Below are 14,004 nucleotides of genomic sequence, written 5' to 3'. Positions count from 1 at the left end.
CAAACCACCTTTCCCGTTCTTGTCGTTCTTTTCATCAATCGACTGAGAAATCAACGGGGATTTTCTGAGCCGACGAAGACCCTAGAAACCAAACTGACCGCGGAATTTGTCCCATGTGCCCGTCTCTTTGTCTGGAATAAGACGGAAGTCAACGGTGTAGCCCTTTTGAGAAATTGCCTCGAGCGCCTCGGCTTCTTCCTGCGTAATAGACTGGTTGTTGCCAATCTTGGTAGTACCGGGTCGGTCGTTGCAGGGGCCCACAATGACGGTCTTAACGTCATCAGGAACAAAGCCAAAATTCACAAGGATCTCTGCCATATCCACGGGATTCTTTGTAATCAGGAAGTAGCGGGTGTTGCTATTACGGACAACATCTGCCTTTTCCTTAAAGTGATCCATCGTCCAGACAAACGTCTTCTTGTCTGGAGCGGCGCTTTTATAAGCACTTTTCAGTACCGGATTTGAAGCAGCAGCATCATTAACGGCAATAATGCCGTCACAGGGGTATTCCAACGCCCATCGAGTTACGGTCTGACCGTGGATCATACGGTCGTCAATACGGACAAATGAAACTGACATACCTTCTCCTTGCTCTTAGAGGTCTTCTTCCTCGTCGTCATTGCTTTCGAGGTCGAGCTCAACGGCGTACATTGCAGCTTTTCCTTCCGAAAGCATTGATTCGCACAATGCATCCACGTCATCTGTTTGAAGATCGAGAGCACAGGTGAGTGCCATCGGCACATTCATGCCGCCAAAGGCGCGTGTATTTGCCAAAAGACCATGAGCGGAGAGAGTAGCAAGCGCATTCGTGAGCGGCGAGCCGCCGATTAAATCGCCTAAGACAATTACTTCGTCATCTGGAGTAATAGGAGCAATAACGTCCTCAAGCTCAGCTGTGTATTCTTCGGAGCTTTCTCCATCGCGCAAACTGCAGCTCAAAATGTCGTCATGCTTGCCTGCAAGCATATCGAGCACACTGTGTAGCCCAGGTGCGTACGTTCCATGGCTTACCAATAACAGATACCGCATCCATCTTCCCTTCCCGCCATTGCAATGGCTTTATTTCAGGGCTCTCGCTGATGGATTTGATTGTCATCATTAACTATTGTTATGTGAATGAAACTATTGCCACTGGTAACTATCTATCGGTTAACGGTAGCAATTATCTAAATTGGCCTATTTTACCTGCGGACTTGATATTGCTTCTTTTTTAGATAAGCTCCCGCGCTTTATTGCGTAAGGGATACGTAAGACTTTGCAGTTGTTGGGGCTGACTTGTTTTTATCTACAAATAATGAAAAGAAAGGCGCGTCTCTGTAGCAAAAGACCATACGCGTCTCACACATAGTGACAACTAAAAATTTGAAGGTGGGATAGCAATGAGCGAATTCAAAGACGTACTAACCTCATCCCCTAACCCCTTACCTTCTCACAGCTCTCTCTTTTCATTCCAGAACTCACCAAAGAACGCTGCTCTGCGAAAAAAGGTTTGGGTTATTGGTGGCATTGCGGTTGTTGTAACAACAATAGCTGGAATCGTTGTATCTGAATTCGTTCCACAAGAAATTGTGTCAGATGCGATATGCGCACTTACCTGTGGCTTATCACTTACCATCATTGGCTGCTTGCTTGCAGCAAGCATCGTGAGCGGCAACTGGTCGGTGAGCCACGAATGCTACGGAAGCCGCAATGCAGGTTTTGGCCTTGGCGGTGCTGCTACCGTATGTGTTGTCTTGCTTGTCCTTGGTATATCCGGACTCAGCTTTGGCCTTACGCAGCTGTTCACGCTTCTCTAGGTAAAAAATGGACCAGCAAAAGCGCTGGTCCATGTAAGACATTGTTCATTAAGCAAACTGACTTGCATAGAGTTCTGCGTATGCCCCACCGCGAGCAAGCAACTCTTCGTGGGTTCCCTGTTCAATAATGGTTCCATGATCCATGACCAAAATAAGATCGGCATCCACAATCGTTGAGAGTCGGTGAGCAATGACAAAACTCGTACGATTCTCCATAATGGCTTCCATAGCACGAACAATAGCCTGCTCGGTGCGTGTATCCACGCTAGAGGTTGCCTCATCAAGAATGAGAATAGCCGGATCACAGAGCATGGCGCGAGCAATGGTAAGCAATTGGCGCTGGCCTTGGCTTACGCTATCGGCATCCTCAAGCAGCATAGTGTCATAACCCTTGGGCAAAGTACGAACAAAGAAGTCAACACGCGCTGCTTTTGCCGCAGCCTCAACTTCTTCTCGTGTCGCATCGGGCTTGCCGTACGCAATATTTTCAGCAATGGTCCCTTCAAAGAGCCATGCATCCTGAAGGACCATACCAAACTGCCTGCGCAGATTTGCTCTTGTAAGGGCATGAGTGTCTACGCCATCCAGTGTAATTCGCCCACCATCCACTTCATAGAAACGCATGAGAAGATTGATGAGTGTCGTCTTTCCTGCACCCGTCGCGCCAACAATAGCAATCTTTTGACCAGGCTTTGCCTCAAGCGAAACATCATGCATAAGGATGCGATCGGGATCGTAGCCAAAACGCACATGCTCAAATTTGATAAGCCCCTCAACAGATTCTGGCAGCTTTGCCGGATGGACTGGGTCAGGCTCAATCTCTTCTTCGTCAAGCAGCACGAATACGCGCTCTGCGCCCGCAAGAGCACCCTGCAGCATATTCACCGTAAGGGAAAGCTGTGTTAATGGCTCGGAAGCTTTGTTCATGTACTGGAAGAATGCCTGAAACACGCCGACGGTAAGCTGTCCGGTCATGAGCATACCGCCTGCAATAAGACCGATCACTACCTGTGCAATACGACCAATAAAACGGATCGCAGGCCCTACCGCGTTGGTGAGAAAATCGGCAATGCAGCTCGAATCAGACAATTCTCGCGAAAGCTTTGCCATCTGCTCTTCGCTTGCCTCATCGCGACCAAAAGCCTTAATAACCGCACGGCCACTATAAGCTTCCTCAACAAAGCCGGTAAGAGCACCCTGGTCTGCTTGGCGCTTAGTTGCCACGCGCAGGGTTAACCCAGCAAAATACTTTGTAAGCAGCGCACTAATGCTCATGAAGGCAATAAAAATGAGTGAGAGCATGAGGTTGTAGCGCAGCATCATAATAACCGAGCCAACAACAGAACCAGCAGCAATGAGCAGCTGCAGAACACCGCGCTGCAGAACCTCAGACACCTTGTCGAGGTCGTTGGTAACACGACTAATGGTGTCTCCAGGCTGATGCCGGTCGTAGTAGGAAAGCGGCAGACGCGAAAGCTTCTCAGCAATCTGACGCCGTAAAGACAGATTGAGGCGTTCGGCAAAACTTGCCATTACGAACGTCTGGATGGAGTAGAAAATCCAAATCATGGTCCAAATACCAAAGAAGATCAGGATTTGGATACCGCCGTTCTCGAACGAAACGGTAAATTGCTCGCCTGCTGCGTGAGCAGCCTGAATTTTTGCCCAAAACTCATCGATAACATGGCCGCTATAAATGGGCGGAATAAGGTTTGTGATGACGTAGAAGATTGTGCTGATAATAGCTACAACAATACGCCAGCGCTCACCCTTCGCAGCTTCCCAAAGTCGACGGGCTGTTTTCCAGGCGTTCTGCGGTATTTCCGCCTCTTCCGGATCGATATTGGTAACGCGTCGAAGCGTGCTTTGCTTCTTGAGTTTCTTCTTATCCTGCTCGTTATGCATGGGCGTCTCCCTTCTTTGCTTGGGAGTCTGCAATTGCCCGATACACAGGGCATGTTGCCATGAGCTCGTCGTGTTTACCCAAACCCACTATGGATCCATCCTTCAGTACCACGATTTGATCGGCGTCATGAATGGTGCTCACACGCTGAGCAATAATGAGTGTCGCTGCATTCTTCAGCTCAGGCGAAAGAGCTCGACGGAGCGCCGCATCGGTTTTGAAATCCAACGCTGAGAAGGAATCATCAAAGACATACAGATCTGTATTGCGGACAAGTGCGCGGGCAATTGCCAGTCTTTGTCGTTGGCCTCCTGAAAAATTGGTGCCGCCCTGAGCGACCCGTGACGCAATGCCGTCAGGGAGTTCACGAACAAATCCTGCCTGAGCAATATCGAGCGCATGTAACAGCCGATCGGTGCTTGCCTGCTCATCACCATCGCGAAGGTTCGACTCGATTGTGCCGCTAAAGAGCCAAGCTTTCTGAGGGACATAGGCAATATGTGCACGAAGATCCTCCTGTGCAACATCACGCACGTCAGTTCCTAAGAATCGCAGCGCACCATGGGTAACCTCATGAAAACGCAAAAGCATCTTTGCAATGGTCGACTTGCCCGAACCAGTATTTCCGATAATGGCGGTCACCTGGCCACGCTTGATCGAAAAGGTCAGATCGTGGAGGGTGTCTTCGTCGGCGTCGTCAAAGCAGAAGCTCACATGGTCAAAGGCAACAACTTCCTCGCCTGGTTCTCCGGTTCCATCAGTCAGCTCTACTGGATCATCAGGATCCTCAATTGAAGGTTCAAGACCTATGACCTGCCCCACGCGTGCGAGGCATGCCAATGCCCTTGGAATAGAAAGCATGGCAAACTGAGCCATCATCAGGAAGAACATGATGAGCATGGCATATTCAACGATTGCCGAGATAGAACCAATCTGCATGGCCCAAGCGCCCACACGATCAATGCCAACCCAGATGAGCAAAGCCTCGACAGCATTCATCAGGAAGAACGAAAGGCTGTCGGTAACGGCAAATACCATGTTTACCTTGATGGCATTGTTGGCATAGTCGGTAAATGTTTCATCGAGGCGCTTGCGCTCGTATTTTTCTTTACCAAAAGCCCGAATAACGCGCACGCCCGTTAAGTTCTCACGCACGCGCACATTCATGCGGTCGATAAACCCTTGAAGGCGCGTAAAAATAGGAGCCGAAATAATAACGCCAACTACGCACACCGCAAGCGTTGCAAACGTAACCACGAGCAACACTTGACCCATAAAGACATCAATCGAGAATGCCAGTGCAACTGAAATGGCACACATGATAGGCACGGGCAAAATCATAAGAATGGCCATCACCAGTGACTGCTGAATTACATTGATGTCAGAGTTGGTTCGCGTGATCATCGAGCCGGTACCAAAGCGCTCAAAATCGGATCCCGAAAAATCAAGTGACGCCTCATAAACTGAAGTACGAATATCAAACGCCACATTTGCGGCAAGACGCGTTGCAAGGTAGGTGCTGATAACCGCGCCACCACTGCCAAGGATGGAGGCTCCAAGCATGCCAGCGGCATTTGGCAGCAGATCTGACAGATGGCTCGCATTTACCGCAGTATTGATAAGAGCAGAAAGCTCAGTAGGAACCAGCAGCATGCCTGTCATATCACATATCACCGCAACAAGTGTGGCAAGTGCAAGTTTCTTATGATTACCCAAAAAGCCAACTAAGACTTTTAAGGCACTGCGACGGCTATAGTCACGCTTCTTCCTTCTGCGCTTCTGGTTAGATGCAAGAGATGCTTCATTTGAACGTATCTTTTCGGCTTGCTGATCCTGCATCAGCACCCTCCTTCCTTAGTAACATCGTGGGAATTGTCCAACGTAAGTTCATCGTCTTCGACGCACTCTTCCTCGGCATTTTCGTCGTCGTGCGCATCGGTAAAGCAGCCCAGCTCAACACGGATTGCATCGGAATAGCGGTGCAGCAGGCGAAGGAGCTCGTCTTGTTCTTGAGGAGAGAGCGTCTGAAACGCCCGCTCCTCTGCCTGCATAGCGGGAACAATATGTCGCTCAGAAAACGCTCGCCCCGCCGGTGTGAGTGAAGCAACCTTGCGTTTTCGACTTCCCTCAACATAGGAAAGTTCCACTAACCCGCGATCCACCAAAGAGCTCACCGAAGAACTTACCGTCTGACGTGCATATGACCATCGGGTATAGAGCTCCTGCAGAGGGGCTGTTCCCCCCGATTCTTCAATTGCCGATAAGATCCAGTAGGCTCTATCTGAAATGCCGCACCCACGGGCCACCTCGTGATAGAGCTTATCCATCGCTTTATCTAATCGATCCCATTCGAGCGAACTTGCCACCCAGCCAGCATCGTGCCGCGCAGCAGCAATACCAGATCGCCCGTCTGGCAATGCTTCGTACGACATGCACCCTCCGATATTGTCCGAGTTCGTACCTAACGAGAGATTACGACGAGTTCGGACATAATGCAATAACTTATTTTCTATCAATCAGTTGAATAAAGCCCTCGTTACAGCGGCTTTTCTCAGTCATGAGAACGGCGAATTTAGAAGCTCTGTAGAGGCGTTCTTTTCCGAAAGATCCCTCATACAAATCGTTTTTTATTTATCTGCGAAGCGACTCAAAAATATCCATTGGAAATGTATTTTATTGGCTCTTATTGGTTGAATTATTCAATATATCCGCTGGCGTAAACGCAGAGTTCTTTCACCCAGATATCCTTGACATCTGTTCAGTCGTTCATATAATCAGAAGTAAGCAGACATATGAATGATTGTTCATATGTTCTGAAAGGAGATTTTACTTATGAACTCACAATCAGACACTGAGCAAACAGCTGCCGCTATGTCTCTTCCTCTCAATCCGGACGCCCAGTCGATGGATATGCCCGATGAAGAGCTGCTCTACGATCTTGCCGATCTTTTTAAGGTCTTCTCAGATACCACGCGCATCAAGATTCTCTTTGCTCTCATGGGAAATGAACTTTGCGTTGCCGATATTGCTGAGAAAACCGGCAACACCCAAAGTGCCGTCTCCCATCAACTCCGTACCCTCAAACAGGCACATCTCGTTCGCTTCACACGAGATGGCAGAAATATTGTGTACTCACTTGCCGACGACCACGTCTACACCATGCTCAACCAGGGCTTGAACCATATTTGTGAATAGCGGCTTAAGAAGCCTCGGATTACTCGAGAAGGGACTCAACATGCGCAAGTCATTCAAACTCGACGAGATCGACTGCGCCAACTGCGCCAATAAACTCCAAGATGCACTCGCAAAACTGGATGGCGTAGATTCTGTTTCTGTCAACTTCCTCACGCAAAAGCTCACGCTTTCCGCTGCCGATGATCACTTTGATGAGGTGCTTGAGCGTGTTATAAAGCTCGCCTCTGAAATCGAACCCGATTGCGAGGTTATTCGCTAAAACGAGAAAGGCCGCGCCCCGCGGCTTTTCTTACCCATAATATATGTCTGTTTGTTCATATATTCATTTGGAGTAGCACTATGAATCGAAAACTCAGAAAGAGACGTAATCGAATTATTGTTGCGCTCATACTGTTTGCAGCCATTATGACTCTTGATAAGAGCGGTCTTCTTGCACGGCTTACCAGCAGTGCCGCTGAGCCCTATGTAGCCTTTGTCCTCTACCTCATCCCATTTCTTATCTCTGGCTACGATGTACTTATCAAGGCTGCGCGGAATATTCGTCGTGGGGAAGCCTTTGATGAAGCGTTTCTCATGACCGTGGCAACGCTCGGCGCCTTTGCGACAATTCTCTTCCCCAATGCCGAGTCGCAGGCAGCAGAAGGCTGTGCTGTCATGCTTTTTTACCAGGTTGGTGAACTGTTCCAGAGCTATGCCGTAGGCAAGAGCAGGAAATCCATTAGCGCCATGATGGATATTGCGCCCGACTATGCCAACATTGAGCGCAATGGATCTCTTGAAGAAGTTGACCCCAATGAAGTTGCCGTTGGAAGCATCATTGTTGTTAAGCCAGGAGAGCGTGTGCCTATAGACGGGATTGTCACCGAAGGCACCAGCCAGCTCGACACCGCCGCACTCACCGGAGAGAGCATTCCGCGCCATGTAGAAGCCGGTGCCGAGGTAATATCCGGTTGCATCAATATGACAGGCATCCTTCGAGTGCGTACCACAAAGCCCTTTGGCGAATCCACGGTATCCCGCATTCTTGAACTGGTCGAAAATGCCAGTGAGAAAAAAGCTCGCACCGAAAACTTCATTACGCGTTTTGCTCGCATTTATACGCCCGCCGTTGTATTTGCTGCACTTGCATTGGCAATTATTCCGCCGATTTTGGGCATGGGCCCCTGGGTTGACTGGCTTATGCGTGGCTTGACGTTTCTTGTTGTAAGCTGCCCCTGCGCCCTTGTCATCTCTGTGCCGTTGAGCTTTTTTGGAGGTATCGGAGGTGCTTCGCGCGTAGGTGTTTTAGTAAAGGGCTCCAACTATCTTGAACTGCTCAGTAAAGTAGACACTGTCGTGTTTGATAAGACCGGCACCCTTACCAGCGGCACTTTTAATGTGGTTGCCGTGCATCCGGAGGCTGGCGTAGATCCAGATTACGTTCTGAGCAACGCTGCATATGCAGAGGCTTTTTCCGATCATCCCATCGCCGTGTCTATACGCGCCGCATACTCCGGCAAGATAGACCAAGCGCGCATTCATGATGTGCGTGAAGAGTCCGGTCATGGTATTACGGCTCATGTGGACGAACATGTGGTACTGGTTGGTAATGACAAGCTCATGGCAGAGCATGGCCTCAGCTGGCATGAGTGCGATCTTATCGGCACCATCCTGCACGTAACGGTCGATGGAGTCTATGCGGGCCACATTGTTATTGCCGACGTTATAAAAGACGACGCAGCACAAACCATTCAGGAGCTTCATAAAAGCGGGGTCAAACGTTGCATTATGCTCACTGGCGACCGCAATGACGTTGCCCAGGCTGTGGGCACGCGCTTAGGCCTTGATGAGGTACACGCACAGCTACTCCCAGAGGATAAAGTAAATGCAGTAGAAGACCTTCTCTCACATGAAGAAGAGGGAAAGAAGCTCGCTTTTGTTGGTGATGGTATTAACGATGCCCCTGTACTTATGCGCGCTGACGTGGGTATTGCCATGGGTGCAATGGGCTCAGACGCCGCCATTGAAGCAGCCGACGTCGTTTTAATGGACGATAAACCCTCCAAAATTGCCGTTGCTATTCAGGTTGCCCGTAAAACGATGGGCATCGTATGGCAAAACATCATCTTTGCTCTGGGTGTAAAACTTCTTATTCTGATTCTCGCAGCGCTGGGAATTGCCAACATGTGGCTGGCGGTCTTTGGCGATGTGGGTGTCGCAATGATTGCGATTCTTAATGCCATGCGCGCTATGCATGTTGGACAACAAAAGAGGTGAGCCATCCTGAACTAAAACTAGGTTTTAACCGATGAGCAGAGCAAATCGTGCAGGTGCTCTGCTCATTTTTTGCATGTGCCGTGAAGCGAGCCGCAAGACACTTCATATCACGTTACACTTACGGACTGTATCCACAGTGACGTTCACACATTGCGCTTAAAGCGCTCATATCAAGGGGGACATTACATGGAAGAGGCGTTTCTCGCCTTTATTAGCTCGTTTGGCTATCTTGCTGTTCTTGCACTCATTCTGTTAGAAAATATCTTCCCGCCCATTCCGTCGGAACTAATCCTTCCTATGGCAGGTTTTCTTGTTCACGACACGTCAATGGAGTTGCCGGGAGTCATTATTTTTGCAACCGCCGGCTCTGTGTTGGGTGCTTTCATTTTGTATGGCATCGGAAGGCTGTTATCGCGCGAGCGTTTAATGGCTTTCTTTGACACCAAGCCAATGCGTCTTTTGGGCTTTAAGGGTGATGACATTTCCAAGGCTATCGGCTGGTTCGATCGTAAAGGTCAGGCAACGGTACTCATTTGCCGTTGCATTCCTGTCGTTCGCAGCCTTATTTCTATTCCTGCCGGCACCGCAAAGATGGCCATTCCACGCTTTACGATTTACACCCTTGTTGGATCGGCTGTTTGGAATACCGTTCTTTGCTCGCTGGGTTATGCCATGGGCTCCGCCTGGCATACGGTTACAGCTCAGGCTGAATGGGTCTCTGACGTTGTAAAAATTATCATCATTGTTATTGTGCTCGTGGCCGCTATTTGGTGGATTGTAAAGCGCATTCTCCCAAATCTTCGCCACACCAACGACCACAGCGAGGACTAACAAACAGTTTTGTGACAAGCAGTGCTTGGCACATATTTGACAATCCTTAATTCTTGCAATCTGCCCCCCCATCGGAGGGGCTTTTTGTTGTGGTGCCATCATTTTGTGGCAAACGCCCGGCACGACGCAAAGCATCTCTGAGCAAGAATTCCACCTGCCCGTTTGCACTGCGCATTTCATCTGCTGCCCAGCGCTCAATCGCTTCCCATATCACGGGGTCCACACGCAGGGGATATTGCTTTCGCCGAGCCATACTTCACCTCATAAAGTCACGTCCGCCTCCCCATACAGGAGACGGACGCCACACCAAACATTAGTGATATAACGTTCCCGTATTAATAATAGGCTGTGCTTCTGACTCTCCGCAGAGCACTACCATAAGATTGCTTGCCATAGACGCTTTGCGCTCATCGTCAAGCTCAATACGATTGCCCTTGGCCAACTCATCCACAGCCATCTCAACCATAGAAACCGCGCCTTCTACGATCTTCTTGCGGGCGGCGATAATGGCCTCAGCTTGCTGACGGCGCAGCATCGCCTGGGCGATCTCAGGTGCATACGCAAGGTGGGTAAGGCGTGCATCATCAATCGCAACACCTGCAGGAGCCAGGCGCTCCATCAGCTCTTTCTTCAGCGCCTCAGACACCTCTTCGATATTTGAGCGCAAAGTAATTGACGAGGACGACTCAGATGAATCCTCTGCATGGTCATATGCATAGGCACTGGCAACATGGCGAAGAGCCGTTTCTGCCTGCGTTGCTACAAAGCGCTCGTAATTATCCACATCGAAGAGTGCGCGAGCGGTGTCTGCCACATGCCAGACTACGACGTTTGCAATCTCGATAGGATTGCCCATCTTGTCGTTGACTTTGAGGATGTCGCCGTTAAGGGTACGAGCACGAACGCTTATCTTTGTGGAAAGGTTCTTTGAGGCAGTTACTTTGAGCATTTGACGAGCAATGGAGGCTGCATTGCCCCCGCCCATATCTTCTGCAGCAGCGTCTGCATCGGCGTTATTTGATCCCATGTTATTGCTATAAAAGGGATTTGCCCAGAAGAAGCCTTCATCGCGCACGGTTCCTTTGTATTCACCAAACAGAATGCATACACGAGCCTGTCCTGGTTGCAGGGTAAAGAAACCTGACAGAGGGATAAACCAGAGGCAGAACAGCACAATGCTTACGACAAGAAGCGCTATCCATATAGCAGGAATTGCCAGCCCTGCGTCATCATAGCTTGCCATCTGTACGATGCTTAACACAAACAGCGCGATTATCACAACAAGACCCAGAATCATAGCGATAAGCATGGGCCAGCCAGACTTAGCGCGCAGCTCCCGTTCCTTTGTCATACTATCTCCGTTTCTTCCCGCAACTCTAGTCCTTCTAAAGTGCGGATCGCTCGTAGGGCAAGGCGCACTCACCCTGATTGCGATGGCTCGCAATCTAGTTTCATTGTGATATCACATCGATATGAAAACAGCTATACCGTTCACCGACAAAATCTCAGTGCAACAAGAATGGCGGCAAATGGTATAGGAATTATTCAAAAGATGTGCCCGCTCGGCTTTTCGTCCTCAATGGATATGCAGAGTCGCGTACCATGGAGATAGAAGTAAGGAGGGTTCTTGGCGTTTAATGCAACTATTGAAGACTTTCAGCGATTAGGTCTTCGACATCTCACCGAGACGCATACAACGGAGCTGCAAAGCAGCAACCGCTTCACCGAAGCACGCGCCTATGCAAATTTTGAACGCCGGTTTGACCGCGCTGGCGACACGCTCGCCCGCTCCGATTCCGATAGAGCGTTTCATCTCGTGGCACGTGCCACCGAAATCATTGATTATCGGCTGCCCTTTGTTGAAGAACAAAAGGCAAAGGAGCTTATCAAAGAAGCAAAGCAACTGCTCACCGAAGCAAGCTCTCTGGACCCCCACTGCTTTGATGCACGCCGCATGTTGGCAGCTTCTAGCTGCCCTTCATTTGATGCATACCACCGTTACCTTATCGATCATGCATCAGAAGTCAAACAGGTTTGTGAGCAGAACGCGCGCTCGGTTGCCTTTTCAGAGAATGCCAGCGGAAAACTTGCACGCGACCTCGCTATGCGGCCTTATCTTCGCTGGCTTGCTGCTGAGGCCACTCAGGCACTCATCTGTGGCAGGTATCGCTGTTGCATTGAAAGTTCTTCTCGCCTCATTGAGGCAGACTCCGAACAGATTTCTGACGCTTATCGAACACTCGCCTTTGCTCTTGTCAAACTGGAAGATGCCGACGCGCTTAACAAGCTCATTGAAGCTTCCGGCAAAACGATTGCTTCGGATCCTTGGCTCGCATTGGCGTCGCTTGCCATGTCCTACAAACTACATCACCTCGTACAGGCCTCTGAAATACTGGGTGTAATACTTACCACGTGGCCACATGCTGCCCAGGCACTTTCGATCCAACAAGATTTGCCTGAAGGAGTATTTGCGCGACCACGCCTCGAACCACTCAGTGAAGATGAATTGGTGGTCGCCATATCCGAAGCATCTGTGCTTTTGCAGGAAGGGCGCGATCGCGACGGCCGAGGCGCACTTGGATCGTGGGTCGCGCACGAACCCCAGGTTATCCAAGCCTTAGCACAAGAGAGCGACAGGGCAGCGTTTTCGATGCGAAGCAACCCATCAGACTCAGCAGATGCTCAAAGTTCATCCTTCGATGACAATAAGGACAATCGCTAATGGACGCCTGGTTTGAACTAAAAGAGCGCTGCGCTCGAAGAGAGTCTCAGGCTCTCGGCGGACTATCCCCTAACGCCTATCATGAGCTCGAGCAAGCGATTAACAACAATCCTACAGACTATGTAAAAACGAACGATGAGAAGGCTTTGCTCATCCTCGCGCGTGCGCTGGACCGCGTTATGCAAGAACGCAAAAATGACGACATGCTTGATGATGCCGCATTTGAACAAGAACATGAACGTCGGATGAAGCGTCTCGCTGGCGCCTGTGAGCAGGCGTTGGAACTTGATAAAGACTGTCTCGATGCACGAACAGTCCGAGCTATTGCACGCCATGCCAGCAGACCTGACGATCTTCTCTCTGCCCTCTTGCGTCTTGAGGATGAATATAAGCCCTTGTCCACCAGTGGGGTTGATCCTGCAAAAAGACGTGCAGAAAGTCGTCTGATGGATGCTGCAGCCAGAAGCTGTCTCGATACCGGTCGCATACAAATGACAATTACGCGCTGTCAAACACTAATTGAACACAATTCGACCGATGAGATTGGGGCGCATCTTACGCTTTCTCTTGCCTATGCTCGCATGGAAAATGAAGACGCGCTTGACGCACTTGATGCTCAATTTAAGCGCGAAGGCAACACCTGGATGAACCTTTCACGCACACTTTTGCTCTATAAACTCAACCGATTAAACGCTGCTCGCCGAGCGCTATCAGAATTTGATCGAAGCTGCGAAGGTGCAGCTTATGCCCTCTTAAGGCCGACATTTGTTGATTGCTATCTGCCCGACAGGCCTCGCTTTAAAGCAAAGTCATTTCAGGAGGCTTTGCTCGCAATGCACGAAGCCGATCCGGCTGTTTCTGACACACCGGATTTTGTTGGTTGGGCAACCGAACAGCCGTCTATCCTGACGAGCGCTCAACAGTTTGCTCACAAAAATGGCCTAGAATGGTAATTTCTGTCGGGTCTTCGGTGGCAATATCTCAAACAGCTGCTATACTCTTGACGCGGTTCGTGTTGCACAGTATGTTTTCTACGCACATTGTGCTCACACCATCTTTGTCCCCATCGTCTAGCGGTTAGGACATCGCCCTTTCAAGGCGGCGACACGGGTTCGAGTCCCGTTGGGGGCACCATTGCATGCAGGCGGGTCGAGTCTTTGTACTCGACCCGTTTTTTCTTTTCGTTATGAGTCTAAAGCCGTCTGAATTGCGGCTTATAGGACAAAAAGTGTGCTGTCGAAACGGTCGTCTACGCAGGTGGGCGGCCGTTTCCCATACCCTTAAATCTTGCTCACCCCTTT

14 protein-coding genes and 1 tRNA gene are annotated in these 14,004 nt (G+C 49.9%); 8 read left to right on the top strand and 7 right to left on the bottom strand.

Annotated features, from left to right (window positions below):
* Positions 1 to 81: 81 nt before the first annotated feature.
* The gene (locus tag ACQY6Y_RS04485) at positions 82 to 579 is read right to left on the bottom strand and encodes a PTS system mannose/fructose/N-acetylgalactosamine-transporter subunit IIB (RefSeq protein WP_428379109.1); all 498 of its coding nucleotides are present in this window, start codon (positions 577 to 579) and stop codon (positions 82 to 84) included.
* Between the two features lie 15 nt (positions 580 to 594).
* A complete protein-coding gene (locus tag ACQY6Y_RS04480; RefSeq protein ID WP_428379108.1) occupies positions 595 to 1,029 on the bottom strand; it encodes a PTS sugar transporter subunit IIA in 435 nt (144 codons plus the stop codon).
* Positions 1,030 to 1,379: 350 nt separating this feature from the next.
* On the opposite strand from ACQY6Y_RS04480, the gene ACQY6Y_RS04475 reads away from it, so the two are divergent.
* Complete coding sequence (locus ACQY6Y_RS04475; RefSeq protein WP_428379107.1) at positions 1,380 to 1,796, top strand: hypothetical protein; 417 nt, start codon at positions 1,380 to 1,382, stop codon at positions 1,794 to 1,796.
* 48 nt (positions 1,797 to 1,844) lie between these two features.
* Here the strand turns inward: ACQY6Y_RS04475 and ACQY6Y_RS04470 are convergent, their stop codons facing one another.
* Genes ACQY6Y_RS04470 through ACQY6Y_RS04460 form a run of 3 tightly spaced genes read right to left on the bottom strand, consistent with a single transcriptional unit; the run spans position 1,845 to position 6,131 of the window.
* Positions 1,845 to 3,701 carry an ABC transporter ATP-binding protein gene (locus tag ACQY6Y_RS04470; protein WP_428379106.1) on the bottom strand — a complete coding sequence of 619 codons (1,857 nt, stop codon included), beginning with the start codon at positions 3,699 to 3,701 and terminating at the stop codon, positions 1,845 to 1,847.
* Positions 3,694 to 5,538: an ABC transporter ATP-binding protein gene (locus tag ACQY6Y_RS04465; protein ID WP_428379105.1), complete on the bottom strand. Its 1,845-nt coding sequence runs from the start codon at positions 5,536 to 5,538 to the stop codon at positions 3,694 to 3,696. Before ACQY6Y_RS04465 ends, ACQY6Y_RS04470 begins: the two co-directional genes overlap by 8 nt.
* The gene (locus ACQY6Y_RS04460; protein WP_428379104.1) at positions 5,538 to 6,131 is read right to left on the bottom strand and encodes a MarR family winged helix-turn-helix transcriptional regulator; all 594 of its coding nucleotides are present in this window, start codon (positions 6,129 to 6,131) and stop codon (positions 5,538 to 5,540) included. The genes ACQY6Y_RS04465 and ACQY6Y_RS04460 overlap by 1 nt, the downstream gene beginning before the upstream one ends.
* A 439-nt stretch (positions 6,132 to 6,570) precedes the next feature.
* On the opposite strand from ACQY6Y_RS04460, the gene ACQY6Y_RS04455 reads away from it, so the two are divergent.
* From ACQY6Y_RS04455 to ACQY6Y_RS04440, 4 genes are all read left to right on the top strand, one after another.
* On the top strand, positions 6,571 to 6,894 hold the full coding sequence (locus ACQY6Y_RS04455; RefSeq protein WP_428379949.1) for an ArsR/SmtB family transcription factor: 324 nt from the start codon (positions 6,571 to 6,573) through the stop codon (positions 6,892 to 6,894).
* 40 nt (positions 6,895 to 6,934) lie between these two features.
* A complete protein-coding gene (locus ACQY6Y_RS04450; RefSeq protein ID WP_428379103.1) occupies positions 6,935 to 7,153 on the top strand; it encodes a cation transporter in 219 nt (72 codons plus the stop codon).
* A gap of 80 nt (positions 7,154 to 7,233) precedes the next feature.
* Entirely contained in the window at positions 7,234 to 9,150 is a 1,917-nt protein-coding gene (locus tag ACQY6Y_RS04445; protein ID WP_428379102.1) for a heavy metal translocating P-type ATPase, read from the top strand.
* A gap of 186 nt (positions 9,151 to 9,336) precedes the next feature.
* Positions 9,337 to 9,981, top strand: coding sequence for a DedA family protein (locus ACQY6Y_RS04440; protein ID WP_428379101.1), 645 nt, complete (start codon positions 9,337 to 9,339; stop codon positions 9,979 to 9,981).
* 46 nt (positions 9,982 to 10,027) lie between these two features.
* Here the strand turns inward: ACQY6Y_RS04440 and ACQY6Y_RS04435 are convergent, their stop codons facing one another.
* Both ACQY6Y_RS04435 and ACQY6Y_RS04430 read right to left on the bottom strand, forming a co-directional pair.
* Positions 10,028 to 10,234, bottom strand: a complete 207-nt coding sequence (locus ACQY6Y_RS04435; RefSeq protein ID WP_428379100.1) for an Arc family DNA binding domain-containing protein — start codon at positions 10,232 to 10,234, stop codon at positions 10,028 to 10,030.
* Between the two features lie 60 nt (positions 10,235 to 10,294).
* Positions 10,295 to 11,332: an SPFH domain-containing protein gene (locus ACQY6Y_RS04430; RefSeq protein WP_428379099.1), complete on the bottom strand. Its 1,038-nt coding sequence runs from the start codon at positions 11,330 to 11,332 to the stop codon at positions 10,295 to 10,297.
* A 276-nt stretch (positions 11,333 to 11,608) separates the two neighbouring features.
* Here ACQY6Y_RS04430 and ACQY6Y_RS04425 point away from each other — a divergent pair, with 276 nt between their 5' ends.
* The 3 genes from ACQY6Y_RS04425 to ACQY6Y_RS04415 all read left to right on the top strand — a co-directional run bounded on the left by ACQY6Y_RS04425 (position 11,609) and on the right by ACQY6Y_RS04415 (position 13,837).
* Positions 11,609 to 12,703: a response regulator receiver protein gene (locus tag ACQY6Y_RS04425; protein ID WP_428379098.1), complete on the top strand. Its 1,095-nt coding sequence runs from the start codon at positions 11,609 to 11,611 to the stop codon at positions 12,701 to 12,703.
* Positions 12,703 to 13,656 (top strand): hypothetical protein, encoded by a 954-nt coding sequence (locus ACQY6Y_RS04420; RefSeq protein ID WP_428379097.1) that lies wholly within the window; start codon positions 12,703 to 12,705, stop codon positions 13,654 to 13,656. The genes ACQY6Y_RS04425 and ACQY6Y_RS04420 overlap by 1 nt, the downstream gene beginning before the upstream one ends.
* 106 nt (positions 13,657 to 13,762) lie before the next feature.
* Positions 13,763 to 13,837: transfer RNA gene (locus ACQY6Y_RS04415), tRNA-Glu, on the top strand.
* Positions 13,838 to 14,004 lie beyond the last annotated feature (167 nt).

The organism is Olsenella sp. Marseille-QA0557 (assembly GCF_965119725.1).
GTDB classification, from domain to species: Bacteria; Actinomycetota; Coriobacteriia; order Coriobacteriales; family Atopobiaceae; genus Coprovicinus; species Coprovicinus avistercoris.
This window is presented reverse-complemented; position numbering and strand designations above follow the sequence as displayed.

Excerpts from the sequence above, each read along its gene's own strand:
- ACQY6Y_RS04460 (WP_428379104.1), bottom strand. The coding sequence starts at position 6,131 with ATGTCGTACGAAGCATTGCCAGACGGGCGATCTGGTATTGCTGCTGCG.
- ACQY6Y_RS04445 (WP_428379102.1), top strand. The coding sequence starts at position 7,234 with ATGAATCGAAAACTCAGAAAGAGACGTAATCGAATTATTGTTGCGCTC.
- ACQY6Y_RS04455 (WP_428379949.1), top strand. The coding sequence starts at position 6,571 with ATGTCTCTTCCTCTCAATCCGGACGCCCAGTCGATGGATATGCCCGAT.
- ACQY6Y_RS04470 (WP_428379106.1), bottom strand. The coding sequence starts at position 3,701 with ATGCATAACGAGCAGGATAAGAAGAAACTCAAGAAGCAAAGCACGCTT.
- ACQY6Y_RS04420 (WP_428379097.1), top strand. The coding sequence starts at position 12,703 with ATGGACGCCTGGTTTGAACTAAAAGAGCGCTGCGCTCGAAGAGAGTCT.
- ACQY6Y_RS04485 (WP_428379109.1), bottom strand. The coding sequence starts at position 579 with ATGTCAGTTTCATTTGTCCGTATTGACGACCGTATGATCCACGGTCAG.
- ACQY6Y_RS04475 (WP_428379107.1), top strand. The coding sequence starts at position 1,380 with ATGAGCGAATTCAAAGACGTACTAACCTCATCCCCTAACCCCTTACCT.
- ACQY6Y_RS04435 (WP_428379100.1), bottom strand. The coding sequence starts at position 10,234 with ATGGCTCGGCGAAAGCAATATCCCCTGCGTGTGGACCCCGTGATATGG.
- ACQY6Y_RS04440 (WP_428379101.1), top strand. The coding sequence starts at position 9,337 with ATGGAAGAGGCGTTTCTCGCCTTTATTAGCTCGTTTGGCTATCTTGCT.
- ACQY6Y_RS04450 (WP_428379103.1), top strand. The coding sequence starts at position 6,935 with ATGCGCAAGTCATTCAAACTCGACGAGATCGACTGCGCCAACTGCGCC.
- ACQY6Y_RS04480 (WP_428379108.1), bottom strand. The coding sequence starts at position 1,029 with ATGCGGTATCTGTTATTGGTAAGCCATGGAACGTACGCACCTGGGCTA.
- ACQY6Y_RS04430 (WP_428379099.1), bottom strand. The coding sequence starts at position 11,332 with ATGACAAAGGAACGGGAGCTGCGCGCTAAGTCTGGCTGGCCCATGCTT.
- ACQY6Y_RS04465 (WP_428379105.1), bottom strand. The coding sequence starts at position 5,538 with ATGCAGGATCAGCAAGCCGAAAAGATACGTTCAAATGAAGCATCTCTT.